The sequence below is a fragment of the Gemmatimonadota bacterium genome, assembly GCA_041390125.1.
In the GTDB taxonomy this organism is placed as follows: Bacteria; Gemmatimonadota; Gemmatimonadetes; order Longimicrobiales; family Gaopeijiaceae; genus JAGQIF01.
Map to the genome: position 1 here is coordinate 51,822 of JAWKQN010000010.1, position 19,717 is coordinate 71,538.

10 protein-coding genes are annotated in these 19,717 nt (G+C 73.8%); 8 read left to right on the forward strand and 2 right to left on the reverse strand.

The features are described 5' to 3' along the window. Window positions 1-18: 18 nt before the first annotated feature. The 6 genes from R3E98_12090 to R3E98_12115 all read left to right on the forward strand — a co-directional run bounded on the left by R3E98_12090 (window position 19) and on the right by R3E98_12115 (window position 6,745). Window positions 19-930: a helical backbone metal receptor gene (locus tag R3E98_12090; GenBank protein ID MEZ4424141.1), complete on the forward strand. Its 912-nt coding sequence runs from the start codon at window positions 19-21 to the stop codon at window positions 928-930. Then, window positions 927-1,904 (forward strand): iron ABC transporter permease, encoded by a 978-nt coding sequence (locus R3E98_12095; GenBank protein MEZ4424142.1) that lies wholly within the window; start codon window positions 927-929, stop codon window positions 1,902-1,904. Before R3E98_12090 ends, R3E98_12095 begins: the two co-directional genes overlap by 4 nt. A 160-nt stretch (window positions 1,905-2,064) precedes the next feature. After that, window positions 2,065-2,877, forward strand: coding sequence for an ABC transporter ATP-binding protein (locus tag R3E98_12100; GenBank protein ID MEZ4424143.1), 813 nt, complete (start codon window positions 2,065-2,067; stop codon window positions 2,875-2,877). Between the two features lie 520 nt (window positions 2,878-3,397). After that, window positions 3,398-4,759, forward strand: a complete 1,362-nt coding sequence (locus tag R3E98_12105; protein ID MEZ4424144.1) for a DUF222 domain-containing protein — start codon at window positions 3,398-3,400, stop codon at window positions 4,757-4,759. 364 nt (window positions 4,760-5,123) lie between these two features. Beyond that, on the forward strand, window positions 5,124-5,744 hold the full coding sequence (locus R3E98_12110) for a helix-turn-helix domain-containing protein (protein ID MEZ4424145.1): 621 nt from the start codon (window positions 5,124-5,126) through the stop codon (window positions 5,742-5,744). After that, window positions 5,741-6,745, forward strand: coding sequence for an SRPBCC domain-containing protein (locus R3E98_12115; protein ID MEZ4424146.1), 1,005 nt, complete (start codon window positions 5,741-5,743; stop codon window positions 6,743-6,745). Before R3E98_12110 ends, R3E98_12115 begins: the two co-directional genes overlap by 4 nt. Window positions 6,746-6,808: 63 nt before the next feature. Here the strand turns inward: R3E98_12115 and R3E98_12120 are convergent, their stop codons facing one another. Further along, window positions 6,809-8,059, reverse strand: coding sequence for a hypothetical protein (locus R3E98_12120; protein ID MEZ4424147.1), 1,251 nt, complete (start codon window positions 8,057-8,059; stop codon window positions 6,809-6,811). 189 nt (window positions 8,060-8,248) lie between these two features. Next, a complete protein-coding gene (locus R3E98_12125) occupies window positions 8,249-8,380 on the reverse strand; it encodes a hypothetical protein (GenBank protein MEZ4424148.1) in 132 nt (43 codons plus the stop codon). Between R3E98_12125 and R3E98_12130 the strand changes: the two genes are divergently transcribed. Together R3E98_12130 and R3E98_12135 are read left to right on the forward strand one after the other, a co-directional pair. After that, window positions 8,374-16,251 carry a TRAFs-binding domain-containing protein gene (locus R3E98_12130; GenBank protein ID MEZ4424149.1) on the forward strand — a complete coding sequence of 2,626 codons (7,878 nt, stop codon included), beginning with the start codon at window positions 8,374-8,376 and terminating at the stop codon, window positions 16,249-16,251. The genes R3E98_12125 and R3E98_12130 overlap by 7 nt on opposite strands. Continuing rightward, window positions 16,244-19,654 carry a TRAFs-binding domain-containing protein gene (locus R3E98_12135; protein MEZ4424150.1) on the forward strand — a complete coding sequence of 1,137 codons (3,411 nt, stop codon included), beginning with the start codon at window positions 16,244-16,246 and terminating at the stop codon, window positions 19,652-19,654. The genes R3E98_12130 and R3E98_12135 overlap by 8 nt, the downstream gene beginning before the upstream one ends. Window positions 19,655-19,717 lie beyond the last annotated feature (63 nt).

Sequence of the window (19,717 nt, forward strand, 5' to 3'; positions counted from 1 at the left end):
GAAAGAGGACCGATCTCCATGAGGCTGCCATCCGTCCGGGGAAGGCGCGCGATCCGCGCCCTGGCCCTGGCCCTGCTCGCCGGCGCGTGCTCCGAGCCGCCCCCACCCGATGAGCCCATCGACATCGAGGCGCTCCGGCGCATCGTGACCGACGACGCGGGCTACGAACACCGCATGGGGCGCGCCCGCGACCGGGTCATCTCGCTGGTCCCGGCCATCACGGACTTCATCGTGGCCTTCGGGGAGAGCGGGCGCATCATCGCCCGGACCCGCTACGACGAGGATCCCACCCTGGCCAACCTCCCTTCCGTGGGCGGCGGACTGGACCCCAGCGTCGAGCGCATCGTGTTCCTCAAGCCCGACCTGGTCATCGTCTGGCCCGACGTCGGGGATCGGTCGGTCGCGGCGCGGCTGGAGGAGCTGGGCATCACCGTCTATCAGGCCCGGGTGGAGACCATCGCCGACGCCCGGCGCCACGCCATCGGCGTCGCCTCCCTGCTGGGCGCCCGTCCCCAGGCCAACCGCTGGGCCGCGGAGCTGGATTCCACCTTCGCGCGCATCGGTCGGGACGTGGAAGGCAAGGCGCGGCCGGGCGTCGTCTACGTCGCCTCCGCGGCGCCGCCGATCGTCGCGGGCTCCGGGACGTTCGTGGACAGCCTGGTGACGGTGGCCGGCGGCCGGAACGTCTTCGGCTCCGCCCCCCAGCCCTGGCCGCAGATGAGCATGGAGGCCGTGGCCCGCGGGCGCCCGGACGTGGTCCTGGTCCCGAGCGCGGGGGGGATCGACTCAGCCCTGCGTAGCGGAGGCTGGAGCGTGGTGAGCGGCCGCCGGGTGGCGCTGGACCCGACGCTGTTCGGTCGCCCCGGACCCCGCCTCGGTGAGGCCGCGCAGACGCTCTTCCAGACGCTGCACCCGGAACCGGAGCGGTGATCTTCCGCCTGGTGGCGCTGACGGTCGCGGTCGCGGCCGTCGCTCTACTCGGACTCGGGATCGGAGCGAGCGGGCTGGGCCTGGCCGGCGTGCTGGATGTCCTCCGGGGCACCGCCACCGGGATCGACCGCGACATCCTCCTGGGGATCCGGGCTCCGCGGGTCGTGCTCGCCGGTCTGGTGGGGGGCTCGCTCGGGATCAGCGGCGCGGTCCTGCAGGCCCTGCTCCGCAACCCGCTGGCCGAGCCGTTCGTGCTGGGCGTCTCCGGTGGGGCGGCGGTGGGTGCGGTCCTGGCCATTGGGTTGGGCGGCTCGTTCGTGCCCGGCCTGGTCCCGCTCTCCGCGACGGTGGGCGCGCTGGCGGCCACGGCCGCCGTGCTCCGGATCGCCCGCGCGGTGGGGCCGGCGCTCAGCCCCCGCGTCCTGATCCTGGCCGGGGTGGTGGTCAGCGCCTTCTTCAACGCCATCATCCTGCTCCTGCTGGCCCTGTCCAGCACGGAGGGGCTCCGGCAGGCGCTCTACTGGATGATGGGCAACCTGTCGGGGGCCAGTTGGGGCGCCGTCGGCATGCTGGCGGGCTTTGCCGCCCCGGCGCTGTTGTGGATCGTCTCCCAGGCCCGTCCGCTCAACCTGCTGGCGCTGGGCGAGGAGCCCGCGCTCTACCTCGGCGTGTCCGTGGAGCGCACCCGTACCGCTGCGCTGGCGGTCACCTCGGTGCTGGTGGGCGCAGCGGTGGCCGTGAGCGGGATCATCGGCTTCGTGGGTCTGGTCATCCCGCACGCGTTCCGGCTGCTGTGGGGGAGCGATCACCGCCTGCTGCTGCCGGCCTCGGCGCTCGGCGGGGCGGCCTTCCTGATCGCCACGGACACGGTGGCACGCACGCTCGTCTCCCCGGTCGAGCTGCCCACGGGCGTCATCACGGCCCTCATCGGCGTGCCGGTCTTCCTTCTGCTGCTGGTCCGGAGGGGCACGTGAGCGGCCGGGGTGCGAGCAGGCCGGTCGGGGGGCGCCCGTGAGCGGCCGGGGTGCGGGCCGGCCCTTCGGGGGGCGCCCGTGAGCGGTCGCGCTGCGAGCCAGCCTGTCCGGGGGCGCCCGTGACCGGGCCCGCTGCGAGCCGGCCCGTCGGGGGGCGCCCGTGACCGGGCCCGCCTTCGCACTCGACGGCGTACGATTCCGGTACGGCCCGGATCGTCCTCCCGTGGTGGAGGACGTGGGCTTCCGGGTGGACGCAGGGGCCATCGTCGCGCTGGTCGGGCCCAACGGGGCGGGCAAATCCACCCTGTTGCGCCTCATGCTGGGCGCGCTGATGCCGGAATCGGGCACGGTGCGGTACGAAGGCCGGCCGGTCGGGGCGTGGAGCCGCAAGGACCTGGCGGCCCGGATCGGCGTGGTCCCCCAGATCGAGTCCCTGACCTTCCCGGTCACCGTGGGCGAGCTCGTGGCGATGGGCCGCTACCCCCACCTGGGCCTGTGGTCACCGGAGCGCCCCCAGGACCGGCAGGCGACCCGATCGGCCCTGGAGCGCTGCGACCTGACGGACCTGGTCGATCGACCCGTGGCCACTCTGTCGGGGGGCGAACGCCAGCGGGCACGGATCGCCCGGGCCCTCGCGCAGGAACCCACCACCCTGGTGCTGGACGAGCCCACCGCCGCGCTCGACGTGCGGCACGAGATGGCCATCTTCGACCTGCTCGACGACATCCGCCGGACCGAAGGAGTCACCGTGCTGATGGTGACCCACAACCTCAACCTGGCCGCCCGCTACGCGGACCGGCTGGTCCTGCTGGACCGGGGACGGGTGGTGGCGGAGGGCCCGCCGTCGGACGTCGTCCGACACGAGATCCTCCAGCCCGTCTATCGCTGGCCGCTCACCGTGCAGCCCCATCCGGGGCCGGGGCCGGATGCGGGGGTGCCGCAGGTCATTCCGCTACGACCGGACGGGGGGTGAGGAGCAAGCGGCCCCCGTTCCGCCGGCGGACGTGCCGCTTCTCCTGCGCCTCGATCGATGCGGCGACACGCAGGCTCACCCGCCGCTTCTCCTTGATCGATGCGGCGACGTGCGGGCTGACCCGCCATCTCTCGTTGATCGATGATGACACACGCAGGATGATCGCCGAGCGCTTCCGCCTCGGCACGGACCGCTCGCACGACGCCATCGCCCGTCACCTCGGCGGATCTGCTGGCCCGCGCGTGATGTTGTCCCATTCTGCCATGGACGTCTCTACGGTGCGCGCGATGACAGGAGTCCCACCCTGCCTGCTCGCATCGCGTTGAAGCGGCTTGGCCGCGCGTGTCGCGCGCCTGGGCGCATCCACCCGATGCGCCGATCCTTCTTGCGCGACTTCGTGCGCCACAGGCCAGCCTGAAGAGCGGCGAAACCCCCTCCTATCTTTGAGCACCCTGCGAGTCGCTCGGCGCCTCGTCGGACTCGTCTCGCCGTTCCTCCGCTTTGTCCCTCGGGTGTCATCATGGGCTTCGCTCCAGCTTCTTCTTCCAGACGCTCGCGTCCGCACGCCCTCGCGCAGCATCCCTCGACTCCTCCCGCCGGTGCGCCCGCACACGTCGGTCCTCCACTCCATCCTTCGCCCTTCGAACTGTCCAACGCCGAGCTGGACGCGCTCGAAGACCTGAGCGACGAGATCGCGTCGCTCGCCGCGCAGATCGACTCCGCGACGCACCGCCAGCTCACCCTGATCGCGGACTTCGACCAGCGACGGGGTTGGGAGCTGTCGGGTCACATCACGTGCGCCCACTGGTTGGCGTGGCGCACGGGAATCGATCTGGGCTCTGCGCGCGAGAAGGTGCGGGCGGCGCGCGCGCTGCCGGGGCTACCGCAGATCAGTGCCGCGCTGCAGCAGGGAGATCTGTCGTTCTCCAAGGTCCGCGCGCTCACGCGCGTGGCCGATGCGGACAACGAGACCGAGTTGCTCGAGATCGCGCTCGGCTCGACCGCCCATCAGTTGGAACGCGTCGTGCGCGGCTGGAAGCGACACGACCGTTTGGACGAATCCGAACGGGAGCGGCTGCGTCATCGCAGTCGTGCGCTCGCGATCTTCCCCGACGGGGACGGCATGTACGTCGTGAAGGGCCGGTTGGACCCGGAGGTGGGCGTGCTGCTGATGCGAGCGCTGGAGGCAGCCGCGGACGCGCTCTTCTGGAAGGGCCCCGACCTGGAGGGCGTCGAGGAGGGGGTGACCCCCGAGCAGCGGCGTGCCGACGCGGTGGGCCTGCTGGCCGAGCGCGCCTTGGCGGCCGGCCTCGACCAGGAGGGGGGCGGCCCGGACGCCCCGATCAGCGGCACGCGGGCCGGCCGCTACCAGGTGGTGCTGCATGTGGAGGCGGAGACCCTCAGCGCCGAGTCCGAGCCGGGCCTGTCCGAGATGGAGGACGGCACTCGCGTTGCCGCGGCAACGGCTCGGCGCATCGCATGCGACGCCGGCGTGGTGCCGATCACGAAGAGCCCGGTCGGACGGGTCCTGGATGTGGGACGGCGGACCCGGAGCGTCCCGGCCTCGATCCGACGGGCGCTGGAGACCCGAGACCGGGGATGCCGCTTCCCCGGCTGCGGCAGGCGGTTCACAGACGCACATCACATCCTGCATTGGGCCGACGGCGGCCCCACTGCGCTCGACAACCTGATCCTGACCTGTCGCACGCACCACCGGCTGCTGCACGAAGGGGGCTGGCGCGTGGAACTGGAGCCGGATGGGCGCGCCACCTTCCGGGGTCCGACCGGAAAGCCCATCCCGGTCGTGCCGCCGCTGAAGCGACGCACGCGGGAGGAGGTCGTGCAGATGCGCGAGGAGTTGGGGATCAGTGCGGCGGGTTGAGGGAGCGCGGCTCCGGACCCGATTGGGATGCAGCCGGCAGTTCTGGCCGGAGGGTCAATGGATCGAGCGAGCGAGCCCCGCACGGCGCGTCTGGCCTGAGGGTCGATGGATCGAGCGAGCGCGTAGCCCCGCCTGGCGGGTGTGGCCCGAGGGTCGATGGATCGAGCGAGCGCAGCCCCGCCCGGCGCGTCTGGCCTGCGGGTCGATAGGTCGAGCGCGCGCGTAGCCCCGCCCGGCGGGTCGCTCGGATCGATCCCGGGGCCGCCCCGGGCCGCGATAGCCCCCCCCGTTCGACGGGTGGGGGAGTCGTGTAGACATGATACGCTTCCTAGACAGAGGTTTCTGTCTATGGTACAATCCCCGTATGCAGACACCGTTCGCCGTTTTGGAGGCTCCCGAGGTGGTGGCCGGCCTCACCCACCCGCTCCGGGCCCGGATCCTGGCCGGATTCCGGGAGCCGCACACCGCTGCCGGGGTGGCCCGCTGGCTGGAGCTGCCGCGGCAGCAGGTGGGGCACCATGTGCGGGCGCTCCAGGAGCAGGGCCTGCTCGACACCGTCGCCGAGCGCCGGACCGGCAACTTCGTGGCCCAGGTCCTCCAGTCCTCGGCAGCCGCCTACGCCGTCTCTCCCAGGGTGCTGGGCCCGGCCGCGCTGGATCCATCAGGTCTGCGCGACCGCTTCTCCTCCCAGTACCTCGCGGCGACCGCGGGGCGGACCCTCACTGAGCTGGGAGCCCTGCGCGACCGGGCGGACGCCCAGGGGAAGCAGCTCGCAACACTGACGGTCGACACTGTCGTCCGCTTCCGGGACCCGGAGAGCCAGGCCGCCTTCGCCCGGGAGCTCCAGGACGCCGTCGCGGCCCTGGTGGCCCGACACCACGACGCGGACGCCCCTGGTGGCCGTCCGTTCCGCGTGCTGGCCCACGCCTACCCCCGCCCAACGGCGGCCGCGGCCGACACCGCTGCCGCCCGGGAGGTGCCATGACCGACCCCCACGACCTGCGGGACGAGCGCGGCGCGTCCGCCGCCGAGCACAGCGCATCCGCCGGCGAGCGCAGCCCATCCGGTGACGAGAGCAGCGCATCCGCCGACGAGCACAGCCGGTCCGCGGAGGAGCACACCCCGTTCGCTGACGAGCGCAGCCCGTCCGCCGCCCCGACCTCGGCCCCCTCGCGAGCCACACTCCACGGGGCTCGACCCCGGTCGGTGGAGGTAGCCGTGCAGATCCAGGCGGACCCCGCGAGTGCGTGGGAGGCGATCAGCACCGCCCGCGGCCTGGAGCGCTGGTTCCCGCTCGAGGCCTCGATCGACGCCGGCGATCCCGGGACCATCACGCTGGCCTGGGGGCCCGACGCCAGGGGGACGGCCCGGCTCGGCGCCTGGGAGGAGGGGCGCCGCCTCGGGTGGATCGAGTCCCACGGTGGGGACGTCGAGGTCACGGTCGACCTCCACGTGGAAGGGCGGGCCGGCGGCACCGTGGTCCGGGTGGTCCAGGCCGGCTTCGACGCCGAGTCCTGGGACGCCTACCTGGACACGCTCGTGTCGGGCTGGCGCTACTTCCTGGACCACCTGGCCCACGCCCTGGAGCGCCACCCGGGGCGGGACCGCACCATGGTCTGGGCCCGCCGCCCCGTCACCCTCGGCCGCCAGGCATGCTGGGACCGCATCCTGGGGAAGGATGGCCTGCTGGAGCTCTCCGAGGGGGTGGGCGGGCCCGATCGCCCGGATGGGGAGGCCGCGGTGCGTGCCTCGGCGCGGATCTGGAGCGGCCCGGCAGCCCGGATCCGGCAGGTCACGCCCGGCATCCACGTGGCTGCGCTGGTTCCGGACCTGGAGGATGCGCTCCTGTTCCTCGAGCTGGAGCCCGGCGGCGACCGGTTCCACCTCGGGGTGTGGCTGTCCCTCTACGGTGACAGCCGGAACCTCGCCAAGGAGCTCCAGGCCGAGCTGGACCGCGCCCTGGACGGGATGGATCTGCAGGCCTGACCCCGGCGCAGGGCGCCGCAGAGGGTAGCAGCGTACGTGGGGTCGGTCCGGGCCAGCCGCGGTCTACCGGAGCTGCCGCCCTTTCCAATCCCGATAGTCGGGCGAGGTCGCGGACAGGACCTCCAGCGCGGCAACAGCGGCGTCGGCGGCGCCGGGCCCGCGGCCTTCGAGCGCTTCCGTGACCCCGGCGTAGACCCGGTCGCGGATCCCATCCGGGAGCGCCCGGAAGGCCTCCGACTGGATCTGCCAGCTCAGCGGATAGCGGAAGACCCGCGTCTCGAGATCCAGCGCCCGGAGGGTGCGTCCCTGCCCGTCCGCGGGCCCGCGGCCTGCGAACGCGCTCGCGAAGCCCGACGTGCCCTGCACCGGGACGGGCAGTCCGGCATCCCCCGTGAACGTGAGCGCCGCCACGAGCTCGCGAACCGCCCGATCCAGGCGTGCCGGCGCCTCCGATGGACCGCCCCCGCGCGCCTCCCAGGCAGCCCGTGTGATCAGGTTCTGGACGTGCAGCTGATGCTCCAGGACCAGGAGGGCCACGACGTCACTGTGGGCGCCCAGGTACGGGACCTCGGACATGGGGCCGCCCGTCAGGTCCGGCGGGAGCGCGGAGGGCAGGAGGGACACCGCCTCGCCGGTCGGCGCCCGGGCGACGTTCCCGCCGTGGCGGAGGCCCTCCGCCCGCCCCGTGACGAACCACCCACCCCAGCGGTGCTCGACCGGCGTTCGTGGCGTGGTCAGCAGCCAGCTGCCGTGTCCGGCGCTCACCCCGGAGCGCAGCGTGGGCCCGGACCCGATCAGGAAGCGTGGCACCCCCCCGCCCCCCAGCGAATAGGTGTCGTGGCACTGCAGGCAGAGATCGTTCTGGCGCGCAGCCCGCGCCCCGCCCTCCCGTTGCTGCGGCAGGAGGTAGAAGACGGGTCCCAGCCGCGGGTCGAGGGCGGCGATCTCCAGGACGTCCGAGCCCGGGACCCAGGCCACGTAGACGTCGTCGCTGAAGTAGAGGGCCCGCGGCGTGGCCGCCGAGATGTGGTCGGCCTGGAGGCTGGTACGCGAGAAGACGAGGACCTGGGAGGAGACGGGGATGCCCAGGGCGTCCAGGAGGGCGGGCAGATAGCCCCGTTCCGTGTCCCAGGCGAGGGTGCGCTCCCCCACGGCCAGCTGCCGTCCGAGACGAGCGACCGGGTCGGCCGCCTCCGAGCGCAGGTAGTGGATGTCCGGGTACTCGCGGTCGTAGAGATGGGTCTGACCGGCAGCCCCGGAGCCGACGGCCGAAAGGGCGCCCGCGATCACGAGAAGCGCGCACGTGCGATCCATGACGGGAACGCTAGGGCTTCGGACGATGGTTGTGAATCCCGGCCGTCGATCCCGACGCGTCACCGATCGGTGATGCAGCAGCACCCGTCTGGTGCGGAGCCTCGAGCGAACGCCCTGCCCGGAAAGGCTGATCAGGCTTGATTCGAGGGTCGTCCGGGCGCGGGCTGGATGACGTCACCGATCAACGACTCAACCACCCTGGAACGGGTCGGTCATGGCCTCGGGAATGGCTTCCTTGCGCGGCTCGTCCGCGCCCGGGATGATGCTCCACCCGCCCTCCGCGGCGGGCCGTCCCCCCAGGGTCCGGTAAGGCGGTGGCACCGCTCAGCTCCCCCTCGCGCTCCCCGGAAGTGATCCGGCTGGCCCGCCCGCGCCATGGCCTGGCCGGGTGTGCGGCGTACGCTCGCGCGGCCATGGGCCTCGGCGTCGTCTTCCTGGGACTCCTGTCCGCTCCCCGGGGTGCCGTGGGGCAGGTCCCGTCCGGAGTGACCGTCGCCGTGGACGGGCCGCCCACCGTCGCGGCCGGAGAGGTGTTCACGTGGTCCGTGACCGTCCGCAACGCGGCGGCCCGCTCGCGTCGGAACGTGGTGGTGGTCGACACGCTGCCCGCCCAGGCCACGGTCGTGGCCATCTCCGGAGGAGGGGTCGAAAGCGGTGGGGTGATCCGCTGGCCGCCCATCGCGTCCCTCCCGGTCGGGGGACCGCCCGTGGTGCTCACCGTCACCGTCCAGGCCCCCGCCGGCGCCGCCACCCTGACCAACACGGCCGTGGTGCTGTCGGCCCAGCCGAACCTGGACGGGCCCAAGGTGGCGTCCTTCACCACCGTGGTGGCGGCGGGCCCTCCGCCTCCCCCTCCCCCGTCGGGTGCCGATCTGAGCATCCTCAAGACGGGCCCCCCCGTGGTGGCCAGCGAAGGGACGCTCACGTATGCGCTGACCGTCCGGAACGGCGGCCCCGACCCCGCGGTCGACGTCGTGGTGGAGGACGTGCTGCCCTCCGCGGGCCGCTTCGTCGGAGCCTCGGGCGGCGGCACCCACGCCGGTGGCGTGATCCGTTGGCCCGTGATCCCCCTCCTGGCGCCGGGCGCCCAACGGACCTTCACGGTCGAGTTCCAGGCCCCGACCGGGCCGAGCCAGCTCACCAATCGGGCCACGGTCCGCTCCGGCACGTCGGACCCCGTCCCCACCAACGACACCAGCTCGGTGCGCACGACGGTGGAGCCCCCGGTCCCGCCGGAGATCGACGTCGGGGTGACGGCGACGGGCCCGTTGAGCGTTCCCGCCGGGGGCCTGGTCACCTACACCGTGGAGGTCGTGAACACACGGTCGGTGCCGGCGCGCGGGGTCTCGCTCCAGTTCCAGCTGCCCCCCAACGCGGCGTTCGTCTCCGCGTCCGGTGGAGCCATCCTCAACGGGGCCCTCCTCGCCTGGCCCCCCATCGCCGTGCTTCCGGTGGGAGGCCGGCTCCGCTTCACGATCACGGTGCGGGCCCCCGGCACGGGGACCCTCGAGGGGATCGCGATCGTCACGACGCCCGGGGATGTCGACCCCGCCAACGACACGGCGCGCGTGGAGACCCGGGTGCAGGGCTCGGCGGGCGGATCCACGGATCTGGAGGTACGCAAGTCGGGGCCTGCGCGCGTCGATCCCGGGGCCGTGGCCGTCTACCGCATCGTGGCCCGCAACCGGGGTGCGCAGTCCGCGTTCGACGTCGTGGTGGCGGACACGCTCCCCGACCCGGCCCTGGCGCAGTTCGTCTCGGCGTCGCCCGCTCCGAGCGCCCATCCGACCCCGCCCGCCGTGATCGAATGGCCGGCGCTGCCGGTGTTGGGCCCCGGAGACAGCGTCGTCTACGAGGTGCGGCTGCGGCTGCCCGTCCCGGGGGCGCGGGTCGCCGACATCGCGTCGGTGCGCTCGTCCACGCCGGACTCGGACCCCACCAACGACGCGGACACCGCCGTCACCGAGACCGGGGGAGCCTCGACGGGCTCGACCCGACTGCGGGTGACCAAGGAGGCCGGCCGGAGCGAGGCCCAGGTCGGAGACGTGGTCCAGTACCGGATCGACGTCGAGGCCGAGGGCGTCCCCGGGGTGGACGTGCAGGACCTGCTGCCCCCTGGGTTCCTCTACGTGCCGGGAAGCACGCGGATCGGGGGCACGATCGCGGCGGATCCGACCCCCGCGGCCGGCGGCTGGCTCGACTTCGGCACGTTCCCGACCGATCCCGTCACCGGCACCCTCCGTCTGACGCTGACCTACCGGGCCGAGATCGGTCCGTCGGCCCCGGTCGGGGAAGGCGTGAACCGGGTGCGCGTCCGGGGTGGCCCCACGACGGAGGAGTCGGAGGCCCGGGTGCGTGTCCGGGGCGCGTTCCGGGAGGAGGGCGTGATCGTCGGCTCCGTCTTCCTGGACTGCGGCTGCGACCCGGCCCAGTTGGACGGCGAGCCCGGCATCCCCGGTGTGCGGGTCTACCTGCAGGACGGGACGGCCGCCATCACCGACTCGGATGGCCGCTACAGCCTCTACGGGCTGCGGCCCCGGAACTGGATCGTGCGGGTGGATCGGTCCACCCTGCCGGCCGGTGCTGCCCTGGTGCGCCTCTCCAACCGGCACTCGGACGACGGGGTGAGCGCCCTCGTGGATCTGACGCGGGGGGAGATGCACCGGGCGGACTTCGGCGTGACCCGCTCGGAGAGGCTCGCCGGTGAGATCGAAGCGCGGCGTCGGCAGCCGCAGGTCACCTCGGCGTTACCCGCCCCCGCCCCGGTGCTCGTGCGCGGGACCACCTTCCGGTCCCTGGTGCCCGCCACGGAGGGGCCCGTGGGTGTGCCGGGCCCGCTCGCGCCGCCCGACCCCGCGATGCCCGCGGCTGCCGGCCTCGATTCCACCGCCGTGCCCGGTGCGGTGCAGGCCGAGGTCGAGCGGGATCTGCCCGCGCCCGAGCCGCTGGCGCTGTCGGGCCTGCTCGAGGCCCGGATCGACCTGCGGTCGTCCGGCGTGGCCCTGGCCGGGGCCGACGCCTTCCAGGACCGCCTGACGCGGCTCACGTGGTCGGACGACACCCACGAGCGCACGGCCGGAGCACGAGGCTCGCTCTTCGCACACGGGGCGCTGGGGGACGGGTATACGGTCACCGCCCGGCTCGACACCGAGCCCATCCCCGACGTCCGGGTGTTCCGCGACATCGAGCCGGACGCCTTCTACCCGGTCTGGGGGGACGCCTCGCTGTCCCGCTTCGGCGCGCGCAGCACCAGCCGCTTCTTCGGCGAGGTGCGGCGGGGCGCCTCCTCCCTCACCTACGGCGACTTCCGTACGGGTCCGGGGCTCGCGACGGGCGGAGTGGCGCTTGGGGCCTACGACCGGGTCCTGACCGGCGCGATCCAGCACCTCGAGACGGAGCGCGTCCAGGTCGACGCCTTCGCCCGCCGCGGCCGCTCCTCGCGCGTGGTGGACGAGATCCCCGCCCGCGGCGTGAGCGGGCCCTATTCGCTGAGCCGCGCGGACGGGCTCCTGCACAGCGAGCTGGTGGAGATCGTCACCTACGACCGCAACCAGCCGGGTCGCGTCGTCGCCGTGGAGCGCCTGGAGCGCTTCCAGGACTACACGCTCGAGCCCTTCACGGGACGCCTCCTGCTGCGGCGGCCGGTCCCGGCCGTGGACGCGGCGCTCAATCCGCTCGTGCTCCGGGTCGGGTACGAGGTGGAGGGCGACACCGACGCCTTCTGGACCGTGGGCGGGTTCGCGCAGGTGCGCGCCCACGACCGCGTCGAGCTCGGAGGCGGGTGGATCCGCGACGACGATCCGGTGGGCCGGTTCGACCTGGCCAGCGTGAACGCCGCCGTGGAGGTGCTGGACGCCACGTACCTGATCGGTGAGCTGGCCCGGCGGGACGGCGGCGCCAGCGGGCGGCAGGGCGACGCCGGCCGCGTGGAGCTCCGTCACCGGAGTGACCGCGTGGCGCTCGACGCGTTCTTCGTCGGTACCGATCCGGATTTCGAGAACCCTACCTCGGTCTTCCGCGCCGGCCGCCGGGAGGCGGGCCTCCGCTCCGTCACGGCTCTCGGTGAGCGGACCCGGGCGCTCGCGGACTGGATCCAGACCCGGGACCGCACCACGGGCGGGGAGCGGAGCGGCGGGCTGCTGGCGCTCGAACAGCGCCTCGGGGCGCGCTGGACGGCCCGGGTGGGCTTCCGGGTGGCCGACGAGACCGTGGCGGATCCGCTTCCGGAGGCGGCGGGGGACCCCGACCCCGTGCGTGCCCTCGGCGTGCGTCTGGGCGCGGAGCTCGCGGAGGGCGCGGGGCGGGTGCACGCCGAGTTCGAGCAGGACGTGGTGGACGCGGAGCGGCGCCGGCTGGAGCTGGGCGCGGACTGGCGGGTGCGGAGCGGCGTGCGCCTGTACGCCCGGCACGAGCTGCTCTCCTCCCTGACGGGGCCGTACGGGCTCGCGGCCGGCCAGGAGCGCAACACCACGGTGCTGGGCATCGCGGGAGACGGACCGGCCGGCTCCGCGCTCTTCTCCGAGTACCGGGCCCGGGATGCCTTCGCCGGACGGGAGGCCCAGGCGGCCATCGGGCTCCGCAACCGGTGGAGCCTGGCGCCCGGTGTGCGCCTCAACACATCGTTCGAGCGCCTGGCCCCCTTGAGCGGGTCATCGAGCGGTGACGCGCTGGCCATCACGGGCGCGCTGGAGCTGACCACGGACTCGCTCTGGAAGGCCACCGCCCGCGCCGAGTACTACGACGCCGAAGGCGGAGACAACCTCCTGGGGTCGCTCGGCTACGCGCGCCGCCTGAACGAGCGCCTCTCCCTGTTGGGCAGCTCGGTCTTCAGCGTGGGAATCGGCGGGGCCCGTTCGTTCGAGCGCACCCGCGTCGGGCTGGCCTGGCGGGACGTCGGGCGCAACCGCTGGAACGCGCTCGGACGGTATGAGCATCACTACGAGCGCTCGCCCGACCTGGACGGCCTCGAAGAGCGTAGCCTGGCCCACGTCTTCGCCGCCCACGTCAACGTGCTGCCCCGGCCCGACCTGCTGCTGCGGGCGGACTGGTCGAGCACCTGGAACCGCGCCGAGACCGCTCTCCTCGACGTCTCCGAGACCGCCCACCTGTTGGGCGCCCGGGGCACGCTGGATGTCACCCGCCGTCTGGACGTGGGCCTGATCGGGCGGGCGCTGCTGGCGTCCCTGTCCGACCGCGTCCGCTACGGGCTCGGCGCCGAGCTCGGCCTGCGTATCCGCGGGGATCTCCGGGTGGCGGCCGGCTACAACGTCTTCGGGTTCCGGGACCGCGACCCCGTGGCGGACGAGCGCACCGCGCGTGGCTTCTACGTCCAGCTCGGCTTCCGCTTCGATGAGGGTCTCTTCGGGCTCGGGCCCGAGCCCGTCATCCCGGTCGTCGATCCCGCCTGCGCCTGCGCGGACGAGCCCGATCCGGCGGCCCTGAGCGTCCACGTCCTGCCCCAGGGCGTCTCCGAGACCCTGGACACCGTATGGGTGGTGACCCGCAACGAGGGCACCGCGCCGGCCGAGGCCGTCGTGCTCGAGGTCCGGGTGGATTCGCTCGAGGTGCTCTCCACCAGCCGGAGCCTGGGCGGGGCCGCGGGGGGCCTGGGGTGGACGATGCCCCGGCTCCCCGGCGGCGCCGAGCGGGTCGACACGCTGGTGGTGCGCGCGTCGTGCGGTCAGGTGAGCCCCGGCCACGTCCGGGCGGTCTTGACCACCCGAACGCCCGAGGACCGGTCGGACAACGAGGACGGGGCCACCCTGGACCTGCGCGCGGACGCAGCGGGATGCGGGTCCATCCCGCCGGATACGACCCCGAGGACCGAAGACACGCTTCCGACGCCACCGGACACCGCGTCCCCGCCGGTCCTGGACGATGATCCCGGCTCCGACGGGGGCCCGGACCTTCCGCCCGTGGATCCGCCCGGGCCCGGCCTCGACCCGCGGAACCGGCCCCGGCCGGGCGGCGACACCGACGGCGACCCGCTGCCCGACCTCCGCATCCAGGCCCGCCCGGTCTCGACCGACCGGACCACGGATCGGGCGATCTGGTTCGAGGTCACCACCTGGAACGCAGGCAGGGCTCCCGCGAGCGACGTCGCCCTCACGGGATCGGTTCCCGGGACCGTGCGCACGGCCACGGGCCTCCTCCCCCGCTTCGTGACCGCGTCGCTGGATCCCTCCGGGGCCTCCGCCCGGCCCGGAGTGGAGCTGGACGGGGCGGTGCGCTGGCCCCTCCATGCGACGCTGGCGCCCGGCGACTCGCTGCGGGACTGGGTGGCGGTGACGGTGCCGTGCGCGGACGGCGTCCGGGGCCGCGTCGACTTCGAGCTGCCCTTCCGGGTGGCGGCCCGGGACCGGGGCCGCGCCCTGCCGGAAGGACAGGCCTCCGCCACCTGGTGGATCGACGCCGACTGCCCGACCCCTCCACCCGCCACGGATACCACCGACCTGGCGGTCGACCTCACCGCCGCCGACCGCACCGTGGTCCGGCCCGGCGAGCGCGTGGCCCTCCTGGTCCGTTCGGACAACCTGGGCGAGGTGCCGGCGCTCCGGATGGTCACGTCCGCCCGTCGCCCCGGGGGAGCGGCCTTCGAACGGGGCTCGGCCCGGCCGCCCCGGCTGGCCTCCACACAGGGGGGTCAGGTGGAGTGGACGCCGCCCTGGGACCGGTTCGAGCCGCGCGAGACCAGCACGGACTCGGTCTTCCTGATCGCGCCGGACAGCACGTTCTGGGTGCATGCCCGGGTGGCCTCGGCGAGCCCCGAGCGGCGATACGACAACAACCGCGACTCCGTCGCGATCGTGGTCTCGCGCGACCCGATCCCCGACCTCGAGATCAGCATCAGAGCTCTGGTTCTGGATCAGTGCCCTTCCCGGCTCCTGCTGGTCACCACCAACCGCGGATCGGGCTCCGCGGACGGGCTGGCCTGGACGGTCTCACTGCCCGTCGAGGCACGGCTGCTGGACGCGTCCGGTCGCGTCCGACGCAGGCCCGCTGAATGGAGCAGCCCCACCCCGCTTGCCCCCGGCGCCTCCCGGACCGACACGCTGCGGATCCGGTTCGGCGCGGACGGGGGCGGGCCCCTGCACGCGCGCGTCCGCAGCAGCACCGCCGACGCGGATTCCACCAACAACCAGGCGATGGTCATGGTCATGCTCCAGGACACGCTCTCGGTGGCCTGCTGTGGCACCTCCACCTGTGCGCTCTGCGGGGTGCCCCCCTGGCTCTGGTGGCTGCTGTTCCTGCTCGCGCTCCTCCTCACCGCCTGGGGGATCTACCGGAAGCGCCGCTACGGGCGTGTGTTCGCCCGTTGCTTCCGGCGCTTCACGTTCCTGCGGGGGTCCGAGATCGAGGGCCATCTCCGGGACCTGCGGGATCCCCGCAACCGCGGGCTCGACGAGATCCGGCGCTTCCACGACCGGCTGGGACCGCAGCCGTGCATGGACTGGCGGATCACGGTGGAGATGCTGCACGCCTACCGGGATCATCAGGCGTGGTCGGAGATCTACCTGCTGATCGCCCGCATGCCTCCCGCCCTGGCCCGCCAGCCGATCGTGCGGCGCCTGCACGCCTTCGCGCTCCACCGCGACGGCCAGAGCGGCCGCGCGGAGGCGGAGCTGCGCGACCTGCTGCGCACGCAGGGGCCGCGAGCCTCGACGCTCGGTCAGCTGGGACGGATCCACAAGGATGCCTGGGACGAGGCGCGGACCACCGATCCCGACGATCCCGCTGCCCGCGGCCTCCTGGACGAAGCCATCGCCACCTATCGACGCGGACACGACGCCGATCCGGCCAATCCCTACCCCGGTCTGAACGCGCTCACACTGAGTGGGTTCCTGGACGGGGCGCCGGCGTGGCGCGACCGATTGCACGAACAGGTTCGCGACGCAGCACGTCGGAAGGCCGCGGAGTGCGGGACCTGGACGGACGCGGTGCGGACGGCCTTTGCGTACTGGGTGCACGCCACCCGGGCGGAGCTCGCGGTGCTCGATCGGAACCCCGACGAGGCCCGCTCGGCCATGGACGCGGCCCTTGACACCCACCATGTGGTCTGGCAGGTCGAGACCACGACGCGGAACTTCCGCTTGATCGCCGATGCCTGGGTGGCGCGGGAGGGCGCGGCCCCCGACTGGCTGGTGGCGCTCATCGCCGATCTGGAGGGTCGGATGCAGGCCGAGCGTGCTTGAGGCCGTGGGGACGGCCCTCCGCCTCCGCTGTGGGCGGGTGGAGGTGGACGCGGCCGTGGGAACGGCCTGGCTCCTGGAGCCGGACCTGGCCGTGGCGTGTGGGCACGTGGTCCAGCACCTGGCGGACGTCCCGTCCGGGGTGGCCCGCCTGGTGTGGGGACCCCACAGCGTGTCGGGCTCGTTGGAGCGGTTGGACACGACGACCCACGTGGCCCTGCTCCGGCTCGCCGGGCCGCTGCCCGGGGCGGACCCGTGGACCGTCGCGCCCGCCCGGCCCGGCCCGTGCTCCTTCGTGTACGCCGGCGCCCCGGGCCCCACCAGGGAGGGGACCGTCGTGCGGGTCGACCCGTCGGTGGGCCGGCGGCCCGGTCGCCTCCTGGTGTACGCGCCCGAGCTCGCGGAGGCCATGCTGACCACCGGCCACCCCTATGCGGGGGTCCCGGTCCTGGTGGATGGCGCGGTGGTCGGGCACACCGTGGACGCGATCGAGGATCCGAACGATCCCACGCGCTCGTTCCTGGGCCTGATCGACTGCGCTCCCGCACCCGTTCTGGACCGGCCCTCCGCGGATCGGCCGCTCCCCCCTGCCCCGGGGCCGGCCCCTGGAACCGAGGGGGCCGCTCACCGGCCGCCCCCCCCTCCCGCCCCGCTCCGCGTCCTGCTCAGCTACCGGGCCGTGGAAGCGCGCGGCGGCTCCGACGAGGACTTCGCGAAGTCGCTCTTCCACCGGCTCGGCACCTTCGGGATCGAGGCGCAGCTCGAGCCCCACATCCTCTTCGGGGACCCGTCCCCCGGCGCCGTGAAGACGGCTGCACGCTCGGTCCGCGTGGCCGTCCTCCTCCACAGCGCCCAGTGGAGCCGGGAGATGGACCCACTCCCCGTCGTGGAGCCCCTCCTGCGGCGGGCGCGCAAGAAGCCCGAGGTGCTGACGGTGGCCGTGGGCCGACTGGACGAGGCTCCACTGCCGCCGGCACTCGCCGGCCTTCCCCTCATCGACCTGGCACCGCTGCGCCTCAGCCTCGACGGACGCTCGGCTCCGAGCTGGGGCGCCGTCGAGACGCTCGCCCGGTCCCTGCGCGGGCTGGTGACGCCGGACGCGCCCACGTCCGCGGCTGCACCCTCCGCCGGGCCCGGCACACCCGCGCCGGACGTCGCCCAGCGCGACGTGCGCGGCCTGGTCGACACCATGCTGGAGGACCTCACGCAGGTCCGCCGGGCGGGCGGCGGGAAGAAGCCGTCCAATCCCCGCTCCATCCACGCCCTGGCCCTCCGCTGGATCGAGACCGGGCTCGGAGGAAGCGACGTGCCCGTCGAGGCGGCCCGCCTCCTGATGGCGGCGTCGGACCCGGAGCGGGCGCTCGAGGTGCTGGACGAAGCGCTGGAGGCCGCGGACCGCGGAATGGAGCCGCGGGATCTCGCGCGCCTGCAGCGCGCGCGCGGCGAGGCCCTGGCCGAGCTCGGACGGACGGACGAAGCCCTCGACGCGCTGGAGGCGCTGTCGCGGGCCGAGCCGTTGGACGCCTGGACGGGCGGGATCCTGGCGGGGGTCTACAAGCGGCAGTGGTTGGCCCTGGGGAAGCGCCGCCGCTCCCTGCTGCTCCGTGCCTACCAGACGTACCGCGACACCTATGCGCGTACCCTCCACTACTACCCGGGCATCAACGCCGCCACCCTGGCGCGTCTGCTGGGCAAGGAGGACGAGGCGCGTGCCCTCGCGACCCGCCTGCGCGACCGGCTGAGCGCGGAGAACGACCTGTACTTCTGGGACGAGGCCACGCTGGGCGAGGCCCACCTCCTCCTGGGCGATCACGACGCCGCGGTCCGCGCGTACGAGAGCGCCGTGGTGCAAGCGCTCGAGCAGCGCAATCGGCGGGCACTCGTCTCCATGCGACGACAGATCCCGCTGATCCTCGAGGGATCGCAGGATCCGTCGGCGGACGACACCGCGCGCGTGCTCGCACAGCTCTTCGACGTCGGGCACGTCGGCGTCTTCGCTGGACTGCGCGTACAGGAGGGTTTTCCGCTGGAGCGCGAGCGTTGGGTGCGCCGCGCCCTGCGCGAGGCGCTCGAGCGCCACGACATCGCGGTCGGCTGCGGCTGCGGGGAGGCGGGCGCGGACCTGGTCTGCGCCGAGCTGCTGCTCGAGCGCTCCGGAGAGGTGGAGATCCTCCTGCCCTATCCGCGTCGGCTCTTCCGCGCGGATCTCCCCGATGCCCGTTGGCGCGAGCGCTTCGATGCCGTCGTGGGCCATGAGCGCTGCAGCCTCATCGAGCTGAGCGACACACGGCCGCTGGACGCCGCGGCCGCGCGGATGCACGCGGCCGCGGCCGCCCTGGATCGGGCGATGGAGCTCGCCGGCCGACGCGAGGAGCGGGCCACGCTGATCGCCTTCTGGGACGGCGATGCGCGCAGGGCGCGCGAGGCGTACGTGGTGCAGGCCGCGCGGGATGAAGGGCTCGAAACCGATGTGCTGCGCCTCGACGCGGCCGATCGCTCGGATCCGACGCCGGCCGCCGAAGCGGAGGCCGACGCCGCGACGAGCGACGCCGCGCCGCGCGCAGCCGAGGGCGGGGGCGCGGCCCCACGCCTGCGTGCCCTCGATCTCGAGGTCGCCGTCGACACCGAACCGGAGCGTCTCCCGGGCGCCTATCGCACCCGCCACCTGCTCGTGATCGGCATCGATCGCTACCGTCACTGGAATCGACTCGAGAACGCCCGGAGCGATGCCACCGCCGTTGCCGGCGTGCTGCAGGATCGCTTCGGCTTCACGCTCTCCACGGCCCTCTACGACGAGGAAGCGACCCGCACGGCGATCGAGGAGGCGTTCATCGGCGGGCTCGTCGAGGGGAAGGGCGCGAGCGGTCGGGTGCAGGCCGACGACCTAGTCGTGCTCTTCTTCGCCGGACACGGCCAGACCGAGCGCCGCGCCAAGGACGACGCGGAGATCGGCTTCCTGGTGCCCTGGGAGGCGCCGCGCGTGGGACGCTCCGCGCTGCTGCGCATGTCGACCGTGCGCGAGTGGACCGACGACCTGGCTGCGCGCCACGTCCTGTTCATCTTCGACTCGTGCTTCTCCGGGCTGGCCACCACGGGCGGCGGGGGCGGCGGCCGTCCCGGGTTTGCGCGGCGGGTGATCACCGCCGGCGCGCCCAATCAGAAGGTGGCGGACGGGGGCGACCTGTGGCCCAACCACTCCATCTTCACGGGACGCCTCCTGCACGGCCTGACGGAGGACAGCACGTTGCAGCGGCCCATCCTCGAGCTGGAGCTGGCCGGATATCTCGCCCGCCACGTCCCGCTCGATGCCCGGCGCGCGGGCGCGCCGCGGCAGACCCCTTCCTATGGCGCGCTACCCAGCCATGGAGGGGATACGATCGTGCTGACCGAGGGTCCGATCGGCTGAAGGTCGGCCTCCGGGTCCGATCGAGGGGCTGTCCCGAGGCCCGGCCGGCTCGGGCAGGGGCCT

Bases quoted from the DNA above. Each gene is read 5' to 3' on its own strand.
- R3E98_12090 (MEZ4424141.1), top strand. From the start codon at position 19: ATGAGGCTGCCATCCGTCCGGGGAAGGCGCGCGATCCGCGCCCTGGCC.
- R3E98_12105 (MEZ4424144.1), top strand. From the start codon at position 3,398: ATGGGCTTCGCTCCAGCTTCTTCTTCCAGACGCTCGCGTCCGCACGCC.
- R3E98_12110 (MEZ4424145.1), top strand. From the start codon at position 5,124: ATGCAGACACCGTTCGCCGTTTTGGAGGCTCCCGAGGTGGTGGCCGGC.
- R3E98_12115 (MEZ4424146.1), top strand. From the start codon at position 5,741: ATGACCGACCCCCACGACCTGCGGGACGAGCGCGGCGCGTCCGCCGCC.
- R3E98_12120 (MEZ4424147.1), bottom strand. From the start codon at position 8,059: ATGGATCGCACGTGCGCGCTTCTCGTGATCGCGGGCGCCCTTTCGGCC.